Source organism: Streptomyces sp. NPDC045022, from assembly GCF_056432605.1.
Genome location: NZ_JBWKIR010000054.1, coordinates 1 through 21,306, shown reverse-complemented (window position 1 = coordinate 21,306; position 21,306 = coordinate 1). Strand labels below are relative to the sequence as shown.

General features: G+C 71.0%; 15 protein-coding genes. 1 reads left to right on the top strand and 14 read right to left on the bottom strand.

Going from position 1 to position 21,306, the window contains the following annotated elements; translation table 11 throughout:
* From AC07C1_RS40245 to AC07C1_RS40225, 5 genes are all read right to left on the bottom strand, one after another.
* A partial coding sequence (locus AC07C1_RS40245; RefSeq protein ID WP_478945158.1) for a sugar phosphate nucleotidyltransferase occupies nucleotides 1-182 on the bottom strand: 182 nt, incomplete at its 3' end.
* A 168-nt stretch (nucleotides 183-350) separates the two neighbouring features.
* Entirely contained in the window at nucleotides 351-5,033 is a 4,683-nt protein-coding gene (locus AC07C1_RS40240) for an Rne/Rng family ribonuclease (protein ID WP_478947077.1), read from the bottom strand.
* Nucleotides 5,034-5,295: 262 nt separating this feature from the next.
* On the bottom strand, nucleotides 5,296-6,072 hold the full coding sequence (locus tag AC07C1_RS40235; protein ID WP_478947076.1) for a TIGR03936 family radical SAM-associated protein: 777 nt from the start codon (nucleotides 6,070-6,072) through the stop codon (nucleotides 5,296-5,298).
* Nucleotides 6,073-6,118: 46 nt separating this feature from the next.
* On the bottom strand, nucleotides 6,119-7,231 hold the full coding sequence (locus tag AC07C1_RS40230) for a hypothetical protein (protein WP_478947075.1): 1,113 nt from the start codon (nucleotides 7,229-7,231) through the stop codon (nucleotides 6,119-6,121).
* A 125-nt stretch (nucleotides 7,232-7,356) separates the two neighbouring features.
* The gene (locus tag AC07C1_RS40225; protein ID WP_478947074.1) at nucleotides 7,357-9,972 is read right to left on the bottom strand and encodes an amino acid permease; all 2,616 of its coding nucleotides are present in this window, start codon (nucleotides 9,970-9,972) and stop codon (nucleotides 7,357-7,359) included.
* 197 nt (nucleotides 9,973-10,169) lie between these two features.
* Between AC07C1_RS40225 and AC07C1_RS40220 the strand changes: the two genes are divergently transcribed.
* A complete protein-coding gene (locus tag AC07C1_RS40220) occupies nucleotides 10,170-11,537 on the top strand; it encodes a serine hydrolase domain-containing protein (RefSeq protein WP_478947073.1) in 1,368 nt (455 codons plus the stop codon).
* Nucleotides 11,538-11,592: 55 nt separating this feature from the next.
* Here AC07C1_RS40220 and AC07C1_RS40215 read toward each other — a convergent pair whose 3' ends face one another.
* The 9 genes from AC07C1_RS40215 to AC07C1_RS40175 all read right to left on the bottom strand — a co-directional run bounded on the left by AC07C1_RS40215 (nucleotide 11,593) and on the right by AC07C1_RS40175 (nucleotide 21,086).
* A complete protein-coding gene (locus AC07C1_RS40215; protein ID WP_478947072.1) occupies nucleotides 11,593-12,906 on the bottom strand; it encodes a vanadium-dependent haloperoxidase in 1,314 nt (437 codons plus the stop codon).
* Between the two features lie 486 nt (nucleotides 12,907-13,392).
* A complete protein-coding gene (locus AC07C1_RS40210) occupies nucleotides 13,393-14,070 on the bottom strand; it encodes a contact-dependent growth inhibition system immunity protein (RefSeq protein WP_478947071.1) in 678 nt (225 codons plus the stop codon).
* Nucleotides 14,071-14,091: 21 nt separating this feature from the next.
* Entirely contained in the window at nucleotides 14,092-14,391 is a 300-nt protein-coding gene (locus tag AC07C1_RS40205; protein ID WP_470688697.1) for an RNase A-like domain-containing protein, read from the bottom strand.
* 53 nt (nucleotides 14,392-14,444) lie between these two features.
* Nucleotides 14,445-14,933: a hypothetical protein gene (locus AC07C1_RS40200; protein ID WP_478947070.1), complete on the bottom strand. Its 489-nt coding sequence runs from the start codon at nucleotides 14,931-14,933 to the stop codon at nucleotides 14,445-14,447.
* Nucleotides 14,934-14,952: 19 nt separating this feature from the next.
* Entirely contained in the window at nucleotides 14,953-16,479 is a 1,527-nt protein-coding gene (locus AC07C1_RS40195; protein WP_478947069.1) for an RNase A-like domain-containing protein, read from the bottom strand.
* Nucleotides 16,480-16,519: 40 nt separating this feature from the next.
* Nucleotides 16,520-16,723, bottom strand: coding sequence for a hypothetical protein (locus AC07C1_RS40190; RefSeq protein ID WP_478947068.1), 204 nt, complete (start codon nucleotides 16,721-16,723; stop codon nucleotides 16,520-16,522).
* Between the two features lie 58 nt (nucleotides 16,724-16,781).
* A complete protein-coding gene (locus AC07C1_RS40185; RefSeq protein ID WP_478947067.1) occupies nucleotides 16,782-17,207 on the bottom strand; it encodes a WXG100 family type VII secretion target in 426 nt (141 codons plus the stop codon).
* Between the two features lie 332 nt (nucleotides 17,208-17,539).
* Complete coding sequence (locus AC07C1_RS40180) at nucleotides 17,540-19,501, bottom strand: TIGR03960 family B12-binding radical SAM protein (protein ID WP_478947066.1); 1,962 nt, start codon at nucleotides 19,499-19,501, stop codon at nucleotides 17,540-17,542.
* 70 nt (nucleotides 19,502-19,571) lie between these two features.
* The gene (locus AC07C1_RS40175) at nucleotides 19,572-21,086 is read right to left on the bottom strand and encodes a CYTH and CHAD domain-containing protein (protein WP_478947065.1); all 1,515 of its coding nucleotides are present in this window, start codon (nucleotides 21,084-21,086) and stop codon (nucleotides 19,572-19,574) included.
* Nucleotides 21,087-21,306: the final 220 nt, after the last annotated feature.

Below are 21,306 nucleotides of genomic sequence, written 5' to 3'. Positions count from 1 at the left end.
TAACCGACGATGACCGCGACCTCGGTCAGACCCACCTCGGCGAAATTGCCCAGCGTCAGATCCAGGACCGTGAGCGAGTCCTCCGCGCCCTCCGGCCCCACCGGCACCAGGGCCTTGGGCAGCGTGTCGGTGTAGGGACGCAGACGCCGCCCGGCGCCGGCCGCCAGTACTAGGCCTATCATCGCGGTTTCTCTCCTTTGTTTCCCATTCCGCCGATCTCCCCGAAGACAAGGTGGGGAGATCGGCGGCACAGCTGTTACCGGGACCGTCCGACGCAACTCGGCTCAGGGGCCCCGAAAAGCGGTGTGGTCCTGTCGGAAGCGACAGGACCACACCCAGTGGGACGAGACTCAGCCCTCGTCGGAGGCGGTGGAGACCGTGGTGGTCTTCTTCGCCGTCGACTTCGCGGCGGCCGTCGTGGCGGTCTTGGCCACCTTCTTGGCCGTCGCCTTCTTGGCCGTCGTCTTCCTGGCGGCCGTCTTCTTGGCCGCGGTCGTCTTGGTGGCGGCCTTCTTCGCCGTCGCCTTCTTGACCGCCTTGCGAGCGGTCTTCTTGGCCGGGGCGACGGCCTCGGCCGCCTCCTCGGTGCCCGTCCCGGCCGCCGGGGCCTCCTCCGCCGCGGGCGACGGGACGACCACGACGGCCGCCTCCTCGGACGCGGTCGGCGCGGTGGCCTTGCGCACGGCACGGCGGCGCGGCCGCACCGGTGCGGCGCTCTCCGCGGCCACCTCCTCGGCGGGGGCAGCGCTCTCGGCGGGCGTCTGCTCGGCCGGGGCCTGCGGCTCCGGCCGCTCCACCGGCGCCTCGGCCGCGGGCGCGGTCTCGGGCACCGTCACCACGGCCGCCTCGGCGCCCGCAGGAGAACCGGCCGGAGCCGACACCTTCCGGGTCGCCCGACGGCGCGTACGGCCCTTCGGCGCGGCTTCCTCGGTGGCCTCGGCCTGCGCCGCCGGAACCACCTGGTCCTCGGCGGCCGCGGGCTCGGCCAGCGCCTCGGCGGCCGGCTCGGGCTGCACGGGACGCGCGGCAGCCTCCTCGGCGGTGACGTCCTGCGCGGTCGGAGCAGCGGCTTCCGGCGCGGCCTTCCCGGTCTCCGCGGCGGTCTCCCTGGCGGTCTCCGCGGGCTTCTCGGCGCGGACGGCCTTCTCGGCCCTCTCGCCCCGGACGGCCTTCTCGGCCCTCTCGGCCTTCTCCGCCTTCGGCGCACCGGCCGGAGCGGTCGCCCGGCGGCTCACCCGGCGACGGCTGCGGCCACGGGTGGCCGCCGCCTCCGCCTCGGCGACGCTGCTGTACAGCTCCTCGTCCGGCGCGAAGTCGGGCGCGGACAGCGCGACGGGCTCGGCCAGCTCGGCGGCCACCTCCACGGCCGTCTCCACCTCCGGCTCGACGGCCTCGCCGCTCTCCACGGCCACCGCGGCGGTCTCGTGCACGTGCTCCTGCCCGTCACCGCCGCGCCCGCGCTTCTTGCGCTTGCCGCCGCCTCCACCGGAGGCCGGCTGCTCCATGTGCACGATGACACCGCGGCCGTTGCAGTGGACGCAGGTCTCGGAGAAGGACTCCAGCAGCCCCTGGCCGACCCGCTTGCGGGTCATCTGCACCAGGCCCAGCGAGGTCACCTCGGCCACCTGGTGCTTCGTACGGTCCCGGCCCAGGCACTCCAGCAGGCGGCGCAGCACGAGGTCCCGGTTGGACTCGAGCACCATGTCGATGAAGTCGATCACAATGATGCCGCCGAGGTCACGCAGCCGCAGCTGGCGCACGATCTCCTCGGCCGCCTCCAGGTTGTTCCTGGTGACCGTCTCCTCGAGGTTGCCGCCCTGGCCGGTGAACTTGCCGGTGTTGACGTCGACGACGACCATCGCCTCGGTCCGGTCGATCACCAGCGAACCGCCGCTGGGCAGCCAGACCTTGCGGTCCAGCGCCTTGGCGAGCTGCTCGTCGATCCGGTAGGTGGCGAAGACGTCGACCTCGGAGGTCCACCTCGACAGCCGCTCGGCCAGGTCGGGCGCGACGTGCGAGACATACCCGTGGATCGTCCGCCAGGCCTCGTCACCGCTGACGATGACCTTGGAGAAGTCCTCGTTGAAGATGTCGCGCACGACCCGGACGGTCATGTCCGGCTCGCCGTACAGCAGCGTCGGCGCGTTGCCGCCGTTCTTCGCCTTCTTCCGGATGTCCTCCCACTGCCCCTGCAGCCGCTCGACGTCACGGCGCAGCTCGTCCTCGCTCGCGCCCTCGGCGGCGGTGCGCACGATGACGCCCGCGTCCTCGGGGACGATCTTCTTGAGGATGGTCTTCAGCCGGGCCCGCTCGGTGTCGGGCAGCTTGCGGCTGATGCCGGTCATCGAGCCCTCGGGGACGTACACGAGGTAACGGCCCGGCAGGGAGACCTGGCTGGTCAGACGGGCGCCCTTGTGCCCGATCGGGTCCTTCGTCACCTGGACGAGCACCGACTGCCCGGACTTCAGGGCCGACTCGATGCGGCGCGGGCCGTTGGCCATGCCCAGCGCCTCGAAGTTGACCTCACCGGCGTACAGCACGGCGTTGCGGCCCTTGCCGATGTCGATGAAGGCGGCCTCCATCGACGGCAGCACGTTCTGCACCTTGCCGAGGTAGACGTTGCCGACGTACGAGGTCGACTGCTCCTTGTTGACGTAGTGCTCGACGAGCACGCCGTCCTCCAGGACGCCGATCTGCGTACGGTCGCCGTGCTGGCGGACCACCATCACGCGCTCGACGGCCTCACGGCGGGCCAGGAACTCGGCCTCGGTGATGATCGGAACGCGGCGGCGCCCCTGCTCGCGGCCTTCCCGGCGGCGCTGCTTCTTGGCCTCCAGACGGGTCGAGCCCTTGATGGACTGCACCTCGTCGGACGGCTCGGCGGCCTTGCGGGGCTCGCGGACCTTGACGACCGTGCGCTCCGGGTCGTCGTCGGACGGCTCGCCGTCGACGGCGGTGTCACCGGCGCGACGACGACGGCGGCGCCGGCGCCGGCTGCTGGAACTGGAGCCGCCGGACTCGTCGCCGTGAGCCTCCTCGGCGTCCTCCTCGTCCTGCTCGGCGGTGTCCTCGGCGTCCTGCGCGGCCTGCTCGGCGGCCAGCTCGTCGGCGTCGGCCTCCGCGCCCTCGCCGTCGACGGCCTCACCACGGCGGCGGCGACGGCCGCCACGGCGGCGACGGCGGCGCGCGCCGGACTCCTCGAAGCCCTCGGCGCCGTCCGCCTCGTCGGCCTCCTCGCCCTCGGCGAGGTCCTCGGCGGACTCGGCGGTCTCCTCCGGCTCCTCCGGCCCCTCGTCCTCGGCGGCGGCCTCGACGGCCCGCGTCTCCTCGGCCTGGGCCGTGGCCCGGCGGCGACGGCGGCGGCGCGAACCGGACTCGGCGTGCTCCTCCGCGTACTCCTCGGGCTCCTCCACCTCGGAGGACTCGGCGGCTGCCGCGGCAGCGGCCCGCTCCGGGGTCTGGAACTGGGGCTCGGTGAACACCGGCGCCTGGAAGACGGCGACGGCGGGGCGGGCCCGCCGGCGCGGGGCGGCTTCCTCGGCGGCCTCGGCGGCCTCGGGCGCGGCGGACCGCGCGGGCTCGGAGAAGCCGGACGCGGCACGCACGGACCGGCGCCGGGCCCGACGCGGGGAGCCGGTCTCGTCGGAAGCCTGCTGCGCCTGGGCCGCGGGCCCGGTGGCCTGCGGGGCGGCGGCCTCGGGCGCGGCGGCCCGGGCCTCGGTGGCGGACTCGTCGGCCTTGGCCACGGTGGTCTCCTCCTGCGCGGGGGCACCGGCGGGCGCGGACACCCGGCGGGTGGCACGGCGGCGCGTACGGCGCGGGGCTGCTTCCTCGGCTGCCTCGACGGGCTCAGCGGTCTCGGTGGCCTCGCGGGGCTCTGCGGCCTCGGCGGCCTGCGCCGTCCCGGTGACGGCCGGAGCCGGTTCCTCGACGGCCGGAGCCGCTTCCCCGGCCGCGGCGGACGCCGCCTCAGGGGCGGCCTGCGACTCCTCGGCGGCCTGCGGGGCGCCGGTGGGCGCGGACACCCGGCGGGTGGCACGGCGGCGCGTGCGGCGCGGGGCCGCTTCCTCGGCTGCCTCGACGGGCTCAGCGGTCTCGGTGGCCTGCGCCGTCCCGGTCACGGCCGGAGCCGCTTCCCCGGCCGCGGCGGACGCCGCCTCAGGGGCGGCCTGCGACTCCTCGGCGGCCTGCGGGGCGCCGGTGGGCGCGGACGCCCGGCGGGTGGCGCGGCGGCGCGGCCGCGCGGCGGGCGTCTCAGCGGGTGCGGTCGTCTCGGCGGCAGGCGTCTCGACGGCTGCGGTCTCCTCCTGCGCCTTCTCGGCCTCGGCGACGGCCGGGACCACGGTCTCGGCGGCCTCGGCCGAGGCGGCGGCCCCGGCGGGCGCGGACGCCCGGCGCGCGGCCCGGCGACGCGGACGACCGGCGGGAGCGGCCTCCGCGGCCTCTGCCGTCTCGGCGGGGGTGGTGGCGGTCTCGGCGGTGCCGGAAGCCTTCTCGGCGGCCGGTGCCTCGGCAGCGGTCGGCGCGGTGACACTGCGGGTGGCCCGGCGCCGGACGCGGCGCGGCGCGGCCTCCTCGCCGACGACCACCTCGCCGCCCTCGGCGACGGCGGCGGGCTCCTCAGCGGCGGGCGCGGCCGGTACGACGGTCTCGGCGGCCTCGGCGGACGCCGGTGAACCCGTCGGCGCGGACGCACGGCGCGTGGCCCGGCGGCGCGGGCGACCGGCGGACGCGGCCTCCTCGGCGGCAGGCGCCTGGGCGCCGACGGCCGCCTGGACGGCCTCTTCTGTCTCCTTGGCCGCCTGAGTCTCCGCGGCCTCCTCGGCGCCGTCGGCCTCGAGGGCCTCGGTCACCTCGTCGGCGTCCGCGGCCGGTATGGCCGGCACGGTGACCTCGGTGGGGGCGTCCGCCCCGGCCGGCGAGCCCGCCGGGCGGGAGGCGGCACGACGACGCCTGCGCGGCGGCAGCGTGTCGCTGGGGGTGTTCAGTTCGGAGCCCGTTGAGGACTCTGTGGGTTCGGTCGGCTCGAGCATGCGGGCATTTCTCCCGTCAGGCTCCCGGGCGCCGCACCTGGTCCGGCGCCGGTCCGATAAGACCGTTCGCCGTTGACGTCCGCGGTCCGCGCGATGCGCGATAGCCGCCGTCCGGGGCGCGGGCGCCGCACGGGAGCACTCTGTGTCCTGTCTCGCCGGTTCCGTACGCCTTGTCGGTACGGCCTGGCGAAAGTCTTCTGGTCGGTGCGCTGCCCGACCCAGGTGGCTCCCGAGTACGAGGGCGGCGCTACGACGTCCGTCCCTACGCGGGACCTTCCGGCGTCGGCGCCTTCGCGGCGGCAACCGGTGTGGCCGTCAGGGCCTCGGCTGCCTCGCGGTCGGGCGCGAGCGGGTCGGTCACCGTGCCGGTCTCTTCATCGAGCAGCCCCTGCGCCAGCCTGGTCACCGCTGCGGGGACCGGCGGCGCCAGGTCGGCCACGGCGCGGAGACCGGACAGGACGTCGTCGGGTCGTACGGCAGGCGTCACGTGCCGAACAACCAGCCGCAGTATCGCACAGGGCTGGTCGCTCGGCCTATCAGCCGGGGAACTGTGCGTTTCCAGGCTCACGACCGCGGGCCGGGCGTCGAAGGTACGGACGCCGTTCTTGGTCATGCGCTGCACCTCGACGGCGTCGGCCTCGGTGAAGGCCTCGACCGCGCGTTCGGCGGCGGCCGGGTCGACGCCGTCCAGCCGCAGCTCCCAGACGGAGGCCGTCAGCCGGTCGGCGAGACCGGAGGTCCGCGCCTCGACCGCGTCAATGACGTCGAGCCCGGCGGGCATCGACTCGTCGAGGAGGACGCGCAGGGTCTCCGGGTCACGCGGCTGGGTCAGCGCGATCTCCAGAAATTCCGCCTCACTGCCCGTGCCGGTGGGTGCGGCATTGGCGTACGACACCTTCGGATGCGGCGTGAATCCCGCCGAGTACGCCATGGGCACCTCGGCGCGGCGCAACGCACGCTCGAAGGCGCGCTGGAAGTCTCGGTGGCTGGTGAACCTCAGGCGGCCGCGCTTGGTGTAGCGCAGTCGGATGCGCTGCACCGCGGGTGCGGGCGGCGGGCCTTCGGGCTGTCGCTTGCCCAGTGTCCTAGTCCTTCGTGAGAGCGGTCGTACTGCTACCAAGAGTACGTGTGTCGCGGGCCGCAGGTTCCCGCCGGTCCACCGCGACCGGCTGCCGGGGCTCACCGAAGAGCATCCGCCGGAAGTCGGCACGGGCCTGCCGTACCGTGTCGCGGGCGGCGGTCAGCGCCTCGCGGGCGACCCGGCCCACCGCCCGCACGCCCTCGGCGACGGGCCGCAGGACGGCATCCCGGACCACGTGCCCGACCGGGGTGAGGACGGTCCGGTACACCCAGCGCACCGGCTCCACGAAGATCCACCGGAAGAGGGTGCCGAGCGCCCGCCCGACGGCCCGTGAGATCCGCCCGGCGACCCGCCAGGCATGCCCGAGGGCCTCCCCCAGTTCCCGCGCGACGACGGCGAGGACCCGGCCGACGGGCGCCAGGATCCAGCGCCACAGCGCGACGGCGGGCAGCACGAAGAGCACCCGGGCGGTCCAGTACAGGGCCAGGCCGATGCCGGTGGCGAGCAGGCCCAGCAGCCACCCGAGTCCGCGCACGCACCAGGCGGCGGCGTGCCCCACGGGGGTGAGGGCCCAGGTGTACAGCCAACGGGCGGGTGCGACGAACAGGTACCGCCCCAGCCAGGCGAAGGCCGTGTATACCCCGACGCCGAGCGCGGCGAGCAGGGCGCCGACGCCTGTCAGCAGCCGGCTGAGCGCGTGGCCGGCCGGGCGGAGCACGCGCGCGTACACCTGGGCCAGCCCGGCTCCCACCGCGCGCGCCAGCCAGGCGACGGCATGCCCGACGGGGGTCAGCACGTACCGGTGGAGCCACCCGGCCGGCACGACGAAGAGGACGGTCGCGAGCCAGGCGAGCGCCTTGCCGACGGGGACCAGGACGTAACGCCACAGGCCCACCGACGGCCACACGAACAAGGCCTTGCCGACCCACAGCAGCGCCCGGCCGAGCGGCCGGAACACGGTGTCCCGCAGAAACCGCCCGATGACGACGAGCCCGTCCCACGCCATCCGCACCGGCACGACGAGCACGAGGACGACGATCCGCACCGGGATGCGGATCGCGACGACGAGGCACCCCTCGGGCTGCCGGGGCGGGGGCGGCGGGTTCAGCGGTTCCATACCAGCGCAGACGCGACGGCCGCCCGTCCGGATTCCGCCCCCGGGTTGCGATGCCATTACGACGCGTTCGCTTCCCGCTCATCGCCACTGGTCGTTCGCTACCGGTCGTTGCTCCTGGTCATTCGCTACCGGCCGTCCGCCGGCGGCAGGTCCTGCTCGGTCCAGATCGTCTTGCCGGTGGGGGTGTAGCGCGTGCCCCACTGGTGGGTCATCTGGGCGATGATGAACAGGCCCCGGCCTCCCTCGTCGTCGCTCGCGGCGTGCCGCAGATTGGGCGTGGTGTGGCCGGTGTCGGAGACTTCGCAGATCAGGGTCCGGTCTCGGATCAGGCGTACCTGGATCGGTCCGCCGACGTAGCGGATGGCGTTGGTGACCAGTTCGCTGACGATGAGTTCGCTGGTGAACGCCAGGTCGTCCAGCCCCCAGTCGCGGAGCTGCTTGCTGACGGCGGTGCGGACGGTGGCCACCGCCGCCGGGTCCGGGGGCAGTTCCCACTGGTTGAACTGGTTCCGGTCGAGCATGCGGGTGCGGGCGACGAGCAGCGTCGCGTCCTCGTCCACCGCACCGGGCAGCAGGGTGGCCACCGCCCGGTCGCACGCTTCCTTCAGGGTCGCCCGGTCGTCGGCGAGGACCCGGGACAGCTCGGCGAGCCCGGCGTCACGGTCGACGGCCGCCTGCAGGAGGCCGCCCGTGAAGAGGGCGACGAGACTCCCCGGGGGCAGCTGGAGTTCCGTGCTCTGATAGGGCAGGCCACCCAGCCCCAGCGGCGGTCCGGGAGGCAACTCGGCAGTGTTCACGACGCCCGTGCACGGTTCGACGACCGCCAGCACCGAGTCCCCGGCCCGCGCCAGGCTGCACCCCCCGGAGACGGGGTCGTACACCGCGTACAGGCAGGACACTCCCATGGCCGCGTCGGCCTGCGGCCCCCTACGGCCCGGACCGTGGCGGGCCCCGCCCTCGTGCGCGGTCTGCTCGACCAGGTCGTCCAGGCGGGACAGAAGCTCGTCCGGGCTCAGGTCCAGCCGGGCCAGGACGCGCACCCCCGTGCGCAGGCGCCCCATGGTGGCCGCGGCGCGCAGGCCGTGACCGAGCACGTCCCCGACGACCAGCCCGACCCGGGTGCCCGACAGGGGGATGACGTCGTACCAGTCGCCGCCCACCCCGGACCCGCTGTCGGCGGGCAGATAGCGGCTCGCCGAGTCGAGAGCGGTGTGCGGGGGCAGACGGCGCGGAAGCAGGCTGCGCTGGAGTTTGAGGGCCACCGCGTGGCCACGGGTGACCAGGGGCATCAGCAGGAAGCCGAGCAGCAGGGCGCCCAGGCCCAGGACGGTGACCCCGCCGGTCGGTCCGATCAGCGGCAGGTCGACGCTGCTTGCTCCGTACCGCGGGTTCGCGTAGACGCCGAAGCTGGCGTAGAGGAACAGCAGGAGCATGATCAGCCCGCCCAGCCCCGGCAGCACCCCCTTGAGGACCAGGTCTCTGACGCTGCGGGTGAGGACCTTGCGGTGGTACCAGATGCAGGCGAAGCCGGTCAGTCCGTACTGGAAGGCGATCGCGAGACCGACCGAGTCGACCGAGTCGGCCAGGACGTTCTGGCTGAACGACGTCAGCAGGACCAGCAGGGCGATCGAGGCCGCCCCCATGCCGACGGTCCCCCAGGTCGGGGTGAGAAACCTGCGGTGCACCCGGGCGAACCGGGCCGGGACGGCCTTGTGGACCGCCATGGAGAAGACCGTCCTGGCCATGGGCAGGACGGTGGTCTGGGCGGAGGCCAGCGCGGAGGTCAGCACCATCAGGATCAGCAGCCTCGACAGGACCAGCCCCGCGTCATGGCTCCCGAACACGGCCTTGCCCAGGCCGGAGAACACGTCGTCGGAGTTGTCCGCGTTGCCGAGCCCGATGCCCGAGGTGCCGACCCCGGCGAACGCCTGCGCGGAAGTGGACACCAGCCCGTACGTGACCAGCAGCAGCATCATGGACATGACGGCGGCACGGCCGGGGACGCGGGTGCTGTCGACGGTCTCCTCGTTGACCGAGAAGGCGGTGTCCCAGCCCCAGTAGATGAAGACCCCCGCGAGGATGCCCGAGGTCAGGGCCTTTGCCGAGGACACCTCGAAGGGGTTGAACCAGGAGGCGGAAACGTGGACCGCCGTCGGAGGGGCGCTGGTGTAGACCCTGACCAGCGCGGCGACGGCGAACAGGAGCAGCATCACCACTTCCAGGCACAGCAGCCAGCGCTGGACGACCGCCGAGAACTCGATGCCGACGTAGCAGATCCCGGTCAGCAGGGCGATCCAGACGATGCCCGCCACCGTGGTCCACAGCCGGCTCTCGCCCAGTCCGTCCAGGCCCACCAACCGGAAACCGTAGATACCGGCGATCTCGGCCAGGTTCACCATGACGATGATGTTGGCGACGATGAGGCCCCAGCCGCCGATCCAGCCGGTGCGCGGTCCGAAGGCGCGGGTGGCCCAGGTGAAGGTGGTCCCGCAGTCGGCGTTGCTCGCGTTCAGCTCCCGGAAGGCATACGCGACCAGCAGCATCGGGACGAAGGCCAGCATGATGACGATCGGGGCCTGCAGTCCGACTCCCGCCACGATGATGCCCAGTGTGGCGGCGAGGCTGTACGCCGGGCCGGTGGAGGCCAGGCCCATGACGACCGAGGAGAGCATGCCCAGGGCGTCGTTCTTGAGCCCTTTCCGGCCGACCTGCGTCCCGGGGGCGGGGCGGCCGGCGGTCACGGCGCCGCCAAAGTGCCTCACACTTGATTGCAACGCGGGGCCACTGCCTCCGCAACAGCGCAGGGTCGGCGGCGATGGACCGGACACGCGGGGCGGTCGGCCGTTCATCCGCAAAAGTCATAGAATTTACCCGCGGAACCCCCGGCCCCGCGGAACCCCGGCCTCGGACCGCCGACCACGAGGGTCGTGAGGCTGACATGAGAAACTCCCGAGCCGACGACGGCGCTTCGAACCGTGCCCGCCGGACGGCACCGGATCTCCGGATTTCGCCCACCGCCCGCCGCCGCACGGCTGTGCTGGCACCCTGCGCGGCCCTGCTGATCGCGGGGTGCGCCCTGCCCTCAACAGCGGGTCCGGCGGCCCTTTCCGACTCGCCGGCCACACCCGCCGCGACGGCGAGCACCTTTGACCCCACTCCGTCGGCGCTGAAGCCCATCGATCCGGCCGCGTTCCGGTCCGCTGTGCAGCGCGCGGCGAAGAAGCTCATGGTTCCCGGCGCGGTGGTCCTGCTCCGCACACCGCGGGGAACCTTCCGGGCGGCCGTCGGCACCACCGAGACGGGCACGGCCCGACCCCCCACTACGGGCGACCACTTCCGGATCGCCTCCAACACCAAGACCATGACCTCGGCGCTGATCCTCCTCCTCGCCCAGGACGGCAAGCTCCGGCTGGACGACCCGGTGTCCGCCTACGTCCCCGGAGTCCCGAACGGCCGACACATCACCCTCACCGAGCTGCTGAAGATGCGCAGCGGCCTGTACAACTACACCGACGCGCCCGCACTCGCGGCGGCCCTGGACGCCGACCCGGGCAAGGCCCACACACCGCAGGAGATGCTGGCCCTCGCGTTCCGGCACCCGCCGGACTTCGCGCCGGGCACGTCCTACGCGTACAGCAACACCAACTACGCACTGCTGGGCCTCGTCGCCGAGAAAGCGGGCGGCCAACCACTGGCCCGGCAGTTCCGGGACCGGCTGTTCACCCCGCTGGGCCTGACAGGAACCTCACTGCCCGCGACCGACGACGTGTCCCTCCCCTCCCCCTACGCGCACGGCTACATGTACGGCGGAACGGCCTATGCGCTGGTCGACCGCCCCTACCCCGCCGACGTGCGGGCGGCGGCCCGCTCCGGAAAGCTCCGGCCGGAGGACTACACGCGCCAGAACCCCTCCTACGCCACCGCTGCCGGAGGTGTCATCTCCACCGCGGACGACCTGGACACCTGGATCCGGGCCCTGGTGACGGGCAAGGTCCTCCACCCCGCCTTCCAGCGGCGGTGGCTCCACAGCCTGCAAGCCGAGGACCCGGCCACGCCCGACGGGCAGAAGTACGGCTACGGCATCACGTACCAGCGCTTCGGCCGCAACGCCTCGATGTACTACCACGGCGGCGAACTCCCCGGCTTCAACTCCTTCATCGGCCACGACCCGGACAACGACGTCACGCTCGTGATCTGGACGAACCTGACCCTGTCACCCGAGGGCCGGACCACCGCCAACGCCCTGCTCCCCACCGTCCTCAACCAGATCTACACCGGCCTCTCCCTCCCCACGGTCACCGACTAGACCACTCGCCACCGGCCGGGCGCCTCAGCGGCTGGGACCGCTCATGGTGGCTGGTTCAGTCGGTGTCGTCACCGCACTTCGGCTCGGCGGACCCGCCCTGCCGAGCCGTTCCTGTCGGCGAGGACGGCCGGGTGCCCTGCTTGGCGACCGGCTGGAAGTAGTGGTCCAGCGCCCAGGCGGCCACGTGGGTGCCGGCCCGGCAGCCGGCTACGTCCGCCGTGCGGGAGTGGACGCCGCCCCACACACGGGCGTCGACGACGTCCCGGTTGAGGTCGTCGGCGGACCCGTAGAACCGCGTGGTGCCGGTGACCTCGGAGGGGACGTAAAGGTCGATGCGCGAGCTACCGAGGACGCCGGTCAGAGCGCGCGCCACGGCAGCGCTGACGGTCGTATGACCGGCGATGTAGTCCGGGTGCGGTGGGGTGAGGAGCAGCGGCTCCCAGACCGGATCCGCCGTCGTCGCGGGGTTGCCGTCGGTGTCTGCGAGGCGGATGGCGGTGACCGGCCGCCAGGAGCCGTAGTGGAGCTTGGCATCCCATGCGGTGACGACGGCGTCGGTCGCCGACGCGTTCACCGCGGCGAACAGCCGGGCCGTCTCGGCGATGCCGAGCCGGTGCCGGGCGGCGTGGTCTCGTACGGCCGCCTGGATCTGTTCGACCAGGTTGCCGCTGAAGAACAGGGCGGTCTCGGTCTGCTGCGCGCTCCTGCCCGAGCCGGTCTTCGCACCCATGGCCTTCAGTTCCCGGAAATCCTCGGCGTAAGCGGCCGAGGAGACGGCCGGTGGTCCGCCGGGGCGGAACTGCCGCGGCGAGTCGAGCAGGAGGGGGCGGAGCCTGGCGAGCCAGGTGTCGACGAAGGGCTGGAACGCGGGCGGGGTGGGCCGCCAGACCCCCGGTGCCGGGGCAGCGGTGAAGGGAACGTCCGCGAATCTGCCGTCACCTTCCCGTAGTTCGATGATGCGGGCGGCAGCGCACTTCCCGTAGTCAACGCCCCGGTCTCTGGCCTGACCGGCCGGTAGAGCGGCGAGCGAGTCCGCGTAGGCGGCGTCGAGCTGCTCCTTGGAGGCAGGGAAGTAGGTGAGCAGCACGTCGTGGGCCGCAGTGGCGGCGGCCGCCGCGGAGGACGCCTCGGCCGGACCGCGCTCGCGCCATTTGTACAGGGCGTAGCCGCCTTCGATGCCCACCACGGCGTTGTACACGGCGACGGAGACGAACCCCTCCCAGATCGCTACCTGTCCGGAGGGGCGTGGGCCAAGGCTGCTCCTGATCGTGTCGGTGGCAATGGCGTTCCACTCGCGGACCACGGCTGCCGGGTCCGCCGCGGTCCGGATACCCGCGTCGGGGGGATGTGTCGCGGCGGTGAGCGTCACGAGGGCGATGGCCGCGACGGCGCAGACGAATGCTCGGACACCTGACCGCGGAGGAACGGGAAGAGGGGGCTCTTGGTGCACGGCGTGCTCCCTGGAGTTGGGTGCCCAAGGCCTAGCAGCGGCCCACTGCGCAAGCAAGACAACTCGCCGCGAACCGGACACACCTAGGGCGCCCTCGAACACCTCACCACGGTTGGCCCAAAGGCCACGCGGTCACGCACAAGCCTGGAACGCACCCGATCGAGCGCCCCGCCCCCCTCAGTGCGTGTGACCGCTCGAAGCCGGTGTCGGGCCACCGTTCTTGACCGTCAGCGGGAGCAGCTTCTTGCCGGTGGGGCCGATCTGGATCGACGTGTCCATTTGAGGGCATACACCAACGGGCCCACAACCACTGTCGGCAACTGACCGCGCCGAGTACTCAGTTGAAGCCGAGTGGACCGGCCGGGCTTGGCCCTCTTGGAGCAGCTGAAGAGGGCCGCAGCGCTCTTACCCGACGACGCCCCACAAGCCCGGCCCGATGAGCAGGTCGGCGACAAGTGCGAGCCAGGCGTCCGGTGAGTATGGGGCCGGGGGATCGACCTCCATGCCCAACTCTGCGACGGCGATGGCGTAGTCGGACTCGTCGAGATCGAGCGCGAGGAGTTCGTGCAGTTCCCCGATCAGCCGGGTGACGAGATGCGGGTCTGTCGAGCCGCGGTAGTCCTCGACGGCCGTGGCGTGGTCGGTGAACTCGTCAGGCATGTCCTGCGAGAACCAGCCACCGAGGAACTGGCCCAGCTCGGGAAAACGGGCTTGCCACTCCCAGTGGGTGGCAGGGATGGCCGGCGGCGGCACCTCGCCCGTCTCGATGCTGCGCTTGATGTGGTCGGCGAGGCAGAGGAGCCACTGTTGGATCTCGCCCTCGGCAAGGCCGATGTCGGGGATTGCGTAGAACTCCCCAAGTCGCAACCGCAGCCGCCCCGGCGGATTCTCAGCGTAGTCACGCAACTGTCGCTCGGCGATGGCCAGAGCCCACGGTCGGCTGTGCCAGGTCTGCCGGAGGTACGCGGTCAGGGCTGCGCCGGGCCTGTCCGGGGTGTCGTCCGCCGGATGTCCGAGGTAGGCGCGCATGACCTGGTCGAGCTCGCCATAGCGGCGGTCGTGTTCGAGAGGGCTCAGGGGCACGGTGGTCAGCCTCTGCGATCGCTACAGATAGATGGGAAAGGTGGCATGGACGGCGAAGCCGTGTGGGAGGGAGACATCCCGCTTCAGAGTGACGCGGGCGGCCCGAACATCGACGGGCTCCCGCCCGGCCAGCATCATCGCCTGCAGGAGGACGCGTCCGACCGGCTCGGACCGGGACGGCCAGGATGCCTCGATGGTCAGGCGCGAGCGTGTCGACTGGGCGAGCCAGCGGTGGACCAGCTGCTCGTTGGCGGTGACGACCTGCTGGGTGGCCCACTGGGCGGTCTCGCGGTCGGGGTAAGTTGCGGAACGGGTGCGCATCTTCGGTCCTCTTCTGGGAGCTGTGACGGCGGCGGTCGGGTGACTGCGAACGGCTAGTCGTCCTCGAAACGCCAGAGAACCAGGACGTTCTCGTCCGACACCCCGACCAGGCAGATGTCGATGGTGGTCCCGGCGAGGACGTTGGCGTGAAAGGACGAGGCCAAGAAGTCACCCTTTTCACCGTCTTCCGCGTGCCCGTGATTAGTGAAGAAACGTGCGCCATTCCCCACGGCCCTCAAGAGTTCCCGCAGACAAGCGTCGCGTTCCTCATCCGGCGTGCGAAGGGATGCACAAGGGCCGTACAGAAGAGATCCAACCGAAATCAGCCCGGCTAGCTCCATGGCCTGGCCGGGTGAGACCTCCAGGACGCTGGCCCGCAACTCCTGGCGGTCGACCTGCCGGAGTACGGGATTCCCCTGGATCACTTCCACCACCGTGTCGTGCCAGTCCGCGCCGCCGCGGGCCACGAGCGCGGCGAAGGACTGACGTTCATCAAAACGCCCCTGTGCGCACGCCGGCAGATCTGTCTTCCTTTTCGTCACAGATCCTCCCCTGGTCTTCTCACGGAAGCCTCGGCATGGACGTGTAGACCACATAGGGCGGGTGAAGGCCGTTCTTGTACTTGAGTACGACCTCCACCGAATGTGCGTCCTGTGCCGCACCCGCCCTCGGGTCCGCTGACGTAATGGTACGCCCGGTCACAGAATTGAACTCCACCGGCTCCAGCTTCAGAATAGAATTGTCGGCGCGTGGCTTTGAGAGCCATTTCTTGATTTTTGCCTGGTTGTCTACACCTTCGTTCTGCTGGCCTGAATTAGCCGGCGGGCCCACATATTCCACCGTGTCTTGCGTGTATTTCTGGGCGCCCACCAGATCGGTGAAGCTGGAAGCAGCGGGAATCGACGGCTGATCCCTGAGTCGCTGCGCCAACTGCTCATCGGTCTTGCCTACGTGTTTATCGATGACATGGCTGTCGTGAATTCCCTCTTGATTCGCCAGGTCGATTGGATATGCGTGGTTGGCCTCGCTGTCGCCCGGCACGGTGTACAGCGGGTTTCCTTTGAAGTCGGTCAGGGCCCGCGCGCCGAACGCCTCGGCGCGGGCGGACTCCGCGATGAACGTCGGGGCGCTCGTGTACGCCTCGTCCAGCCCCGACATCAGATCCTTGATGCCTCGAACCTGACGGTGAACCCGGTTGTTGTAGGTGGCGACGGCGTCGTTCATGGCGTCTTCGTCGATGTTCAGGACGATACCGACCGATACGTCCGCGACCAGCCCCTTTCCCACGTGCCACAGCCCCTTCACCAGGCTCTTGGCGTCCGTGACGTCCAATTCTCGCGGATCGAGCTGCTTGATGCTGTCCAGCACGGCTTGTCGATAGATCCGGTGCAGATCGTCGCGAACATCTTCCGCCGCCTGGGCCACGTTGTACACGGCATCGACCATGGCGTCACAGGTGTCGAACAGGACGGCGAAGACCGGGTGGCTGGTCCCTCTCTTGCGCGCGCCGTCGTTCGCCCAGTCGTAGCCGTCTCGGTTCTTCCCCCAGGCGGACGTGCCCCACAGCGTGCTGCAGAACTGCCGCATCGCGTCGTACCACTCCTGGTTGGACTGGTCGGTGATGCCACCAATGAAGCTGGTCAGCATCCCGTCCACCATGCTGAGCGTGGTCTGCGGCATCCTCCAGGTCTCAGAGACCTTATACAGCTGCAGGTGATTGGGCAGTGGGAGGATCTTTGCCGCCTTGCCCCAACGGCACTCGTGTTCCAGCAGAGGGCGCAGGATGGCGAGTACTACGGCTTCCAGCCCTTCCAGGGCTTTTTGTGCGAAGGCTTGGCTGGCGTCGAAGTCCCCCCACTTGAAATCAGTGACCGGCCCGTACTTGGGTGGTGTGTCGATCACATGCGGAAGGGGGCGCTGGGCCGCATGGCCTGTTGATGAAGGGTGTGTGGCGGCGTCGGCCGCGACGTAGTTGTTGGCAGTGCTGGTGAATCCGACGCCGGCACCACCAACGCTCACCACGGACTTGGCCCACACCTCGAGGAATCGATTGGAGACTTTCACGTAGGCCTGGGTGAAGTCCTTCATGGCCGAGCCATTGCCGCCGCCGTCGGGGTACCGTGCCAACTCATCGAGAAACGCCTTGATCCCCCGGTCGAGAGGGTCCTGTTGGCCAGCCACGTTCGAGGAGACGGACGACCGGTTCGACGCGTTCGTAGAGGTCGTCCAGCTTGCCGTTGAGCTGTTTGAGGATGTCTTCCAGCTCGACGGCTAGTTCATGGAGCGTGGCGAACGAGACGGATATGCGGTCGTCGTCGGCACCAGTAGACATGATTCCCCCTTGAAGTCGGTGACAGTGCTCGCGAGGCCGACACGTGGCGCTGCGAGCGTCAGAAACCGTCCAGGTTGCTGCGTGGGCGAGCCAGTGCGTCGTCGGCTCCTGTATTCGGGGTGGAGAGTTTGTCGACCTCACTGGTGACGTCCACGTGGATCCGACGCATCTGTTCGAGCACATGCAGATCGTCGGCGCTGAAGCCGTCACGACTCATCCGAACGGCTTGCTCCAGGCCCTTCACCACTTCCCGGATACGTACGGCGTCGCCCGCGGCAGCACGATGGAACTCCCGGTACGCCGTTGCCGCCGGCCCCCGCCAGCCGGCCTCGATACGGTCGACGAGTTCATCCATGCGCTTGATCTGTTTGTCCAGGTGGTCCTGCATCTCGCCGAGGTCGCCGACGAGCTTGGTCAGGCCCTCGGATGACACGCGCAGGTCGGGACCGCCGTTCTCACCCGCACTCGTGCCTGGTGCCCCCATGCCGTATCCCCCACCATGTCGGCATCTCGCGTCTCAACTGACCTTAGGATCATACGAAAGAGTCACCGAGGCGGAGGCGCAGGACTGCCGGCAACCCGGATGGGGCTCCTGCCAGTCGGCAGGGGCAGTTGTCGCGTTCCGGGCCGCCGAGATGATCCACGAGGCGCTCCTTGGGCTCGGCAGCGGCGTCAGTGAGGTACCGATGGCAGCGGGAAGAGGACGCGATGCGCCGACCGCCGTCAGCGTCGCCAAATGCAGCCAGTGCAGCCGCCACTTCGGTCCTCACTGACCCCGCCAGCGCCTCCATCACCCGATCGAGCGCCCCGCCCCCCTCAGTGCGCGTGACCGCTCGAAGCCGGTGTCGGACCCGCGTTCTTGACCGTCAGAGGCAGCAGCTTCTTGCCGGTGGGGCCGATCTGGATCGACGTGTCCATCTGCGGGCAGACTCCGCAGTCGAAGCAGGGGGTCCAGCGGCAGTCCTCGACCTCGGTTTCGTCGAGGGCGTCCTGCCAGTCCTCCCAGAGCCAGTCCTTGTCCAGGCCGGAGTCCAGGTGGTCCCAGGGCAGGACCTCCTCGTAGGTGCGCTCCCGGGTGGTGTACCAGTCGACGTCGACGCCGAAGGGGGCGAGGGCCTTGTCGGCGCAGCTCATCCAGCGGTCGTAGGAGAAGTGCTCGCGCCAGCCGTCGAAGCGGCCGCCGTCGTCGTAGACCGCGCGGATCACGGCGCCGATGCGGCGGTCGCCGCGCGAGAGCAGGCCCTCGACGATGCCGGGCTTGCCGTCGTGGTAGCGGAAGCCGATGGAGCGGCCGTACTTCTTGTCGCCGCGGATCTTGTCCCGGAGCTTCTGGAGACGGGCGTCCGTCTCCTCCGCCGAGAGCTGCGGGGCCCACTGGAACGGGGTGTGGGGCTTCGGTACGAAGCCGCCGATGGACACCGTGCAGCGGATGTCGTTGGCGCCGGAGACCTCGCGGCCCTTCTGGATGACGTGCGTCGCCATGTCGGCGATCTGCAGCACGTCCTCGTCGGTCTCGGTGGGCAGGCCGCACATGAAGTACAGCTTCACCTGGCGCCAGCCGTTGCCGTAGGCGGTGGCGACGGTCCTGATCAGGTCCTCTTCCGAGACCATCTTGTTGATGACCTTGCGCATGCGCTCGGAGCCGCCCTCGGGGGCGAAGGTCAGGCCGGACCGGCGGCCGTTCCTCGTCAGCTCGTTCGCCAGGTCCACGTTGAAGGCGTCCACGCGGGTGGACGGGAGCGAGAGGCCGATCTTGTCGTCCGTGTAGCGGTCCGCCAGGCCCTTTGCGATGTCGCCGATCTCCGAGTGGTCCGCGGAGGACAGGGAGAGGAGGCCGACCTCCTCGAAGCCCGTGGCCTTCAGGCCCTTGTCGACCATCTCGCCGATGCCGGTGATCGAGCGCTCACGCACCGGGCGCGTGATCATGCCGGCCTGGCAGAAGCGGCAGCCGCGGGTGCAGCCGCGGAAGATCTCGACCGACATGCGCTCGTGGACCGTCTCCGCGAGCGGGACCAGGGGCTGCTTGGGGTACGGCCACTCGTCCAGGTCCATCACCGTGTGCTTGGACACGCGCCACGGGACTCCGGAGCGGTTGGGGACCACGCGGGCGATCCGGCCGTCCGCGAGGTACTCGACGTCGTAGAACGCCGGGATGTACACGTTGCCCGTCTTCGCCAGGCGGAGGAGGACCTCCTCGCGGCCGCCGGGGCGGCCCTCCGCCTTCCACTCGCGGATGATCCGGGTCATGTCGAGCACGGCCTGCTCGCCGTCACCGATCACGGCCGCGTCGATGAAGTCGGCGATCGGCTCGGGGTTGAAGGCCGCGTGGCCGCCGGCCAGGACGATGGGGTCCTCCAGCCCGCGGTCCTTGGACTCCAGGGGGATGCCGGCCAGGTCCAGGGCCGTGAGCATGTTCGTGTAGCCCAGCTCGGTGGAGAAGCTGAGGCCGAACACGTCGAAGGCCTTCACCGGGCGGTGGCTGTCGACCGTGAACTGCGGGACGCCGTGCTCGCGCATCAGCGCCTCGAGGTCCGGCCACACGCTGTAGGTGCGCTCGGCGAGGACGCCCTCCCGCTCGTTGAGGACCTCGTAGAGGATCATGACGCCCTGGTTGGGCAGACCGACCTCGTAGGCGTCCGGGTACATGAGCGCCCAGCGGACGTCGCACTCGTCCCAGTCCTTGACGGTGGAGTTGAGTTCTCCACCGACGTACTGGATGGGCTTCTGCACGTGGGGGAGCAGAGCTTCGAGCTGCGGGAAAACCGACTCGACAGGCATCTCGCGAACCTTCATCAGCTGACGGGGGTGACCATCTAGCGTAACCCGCCCGGCGACCTCCTCCGTACGCTCAGCCGGACGCCCCGGAGCCGATCTCCTTCCAGAGGCCGGGCAGGCCGGTCTCCGCTGCCGCCGCACGGGCCTCCTCCCGGCCGTACAGGAGCCCGTAGGTGAACGTGGCTTCCCCCGCCGCGTGTGCCACCGCGGACAGCTCGCGCAGGGTGCGGCGAGCCATGACGCTGTCCTGGTGGTCGCCGAGGAGGGTGGTCAGGGACTTCATGGACCTGGTCAGGGAGCGGGCGGGAGCGCCGAGGGCCGGGGTGGCCGCCTCGGCCGCGTAGCGGGTGCGCTTGGCCTTCTTGCGGGCTTCGTGCAGGACCAGGTCGCGTTCCTCACCGGGCGGCAGGTCCAGCGCCTGCCGCACCACCTTCGACAGCTTGGCCAGGTCCTTCCGTACGGCCTTGCCGAGCGCCTTCTGCGGGTTCTTTCCGGCCGCCTTCAGCAAGGGCGGGTCGGCGAGGAGGGCGTCCAGGGTGTCCAGCAGGGTCAGATAGCGGTGGGAGTTCAGGACGCCGGTCAGGTGGCTGTGGGCACCGTCGTGGCGGGCGTGCGCCCAGGTGCTGATCCGTTCGGGGACGGGGCCGGTGACCAGGCCGGGCGGGAGAGCGTCGAGGGCGGTTGTCAGGCGTTCGGCCAGTACCTCCTGGTCGCGGTCGACGCCCAGCTCGCCCGCGAGCCATTTCAGCTCGGCGCCGACGGAGTCGGTGACGGTGCGGTCGAGGACGGTGCGGAAGGTGCGCAGGGTGCTGCGGGCGCGGCGGGTGGCCACCCGCATGCGGTGCACGGAGTCGGGCAGGTCCCGGCGGACGGCGGGGTCGAGGTCGACCAGTGCGTCGCGCTGGGTGCGGAGGTGGGCGAGGACGTGGTCGCCGGCGGTCACCGGGCGCGCCGGCCCGTTCTTCTTGCCGTGATGGCGGCTGCGGCGGTTTCCGGCGGTCTGTTCCAGGGCGCGGGCCAGTTTCGACGGTGACTTGGAAGGGCGCACGCCCGCCTTGCGCAGCCGTTTCTCCACCTGGTCGAGGAAGGCCGGGTCGCCGCCGTCGGCGAGTTCCACCTCGATCTCGGTCCACTGGGCGGTCCCGCCCTCGCCGGTGAGCCGCTCGGCGGTCACGGCGTCGACGCTCGCCTCCGCCAGCAGGGCGCCGTCGGTGTCGACCAGGTGGCGGACGTCTCGGGCGGAGCGCAGCCGTACCAGCGGGATCAGCTTGTCGCTCCGGACGCGGGAGCGGACGAGGGCCGCGATCTCCTCGGGGACGGTGTCGGAGAGCGGGACCTGGATCTCGTCGCGGACTCCGGGGGAGACCGGGAACTTGAGGTGCCAGCCGGCGTCGGCGCCTCCGGTGCGGCGGCGCAGGGTGAGGGCGGCGGCGGCCAGGCGTTCGTCGGCGGTGTCGTAGTAGACGGCGTCGAGTTCGGCCAGGCCCTGGTCGAGGACGGCCGCCACCCCGCCGACGCCGGTCAGGTCGGGCAGCCCGCTGTCGTCGGATTCGTACTTGCGCTCGATCTCGCGTTTCGCATCCGCCATGCACCGAATCTAGTGTCAGGGGCGCCGATATGGCAGAGGGCACCGTCATGGGCGCCGCCCCCCGGGGGACGGGCACCCATGACCACCCGCGGCGAGCGACGGCCGGGCCGCCCGAGGCCTAGGCCCAATGCCAGTGACTTAGCTGTCCTGCTCTCGTTGGTTGTGGTGTGGCGAGGGTGGGGCAGGTCAAGTCGCCTGCGGGTGAGCGGTTGTCGGACCG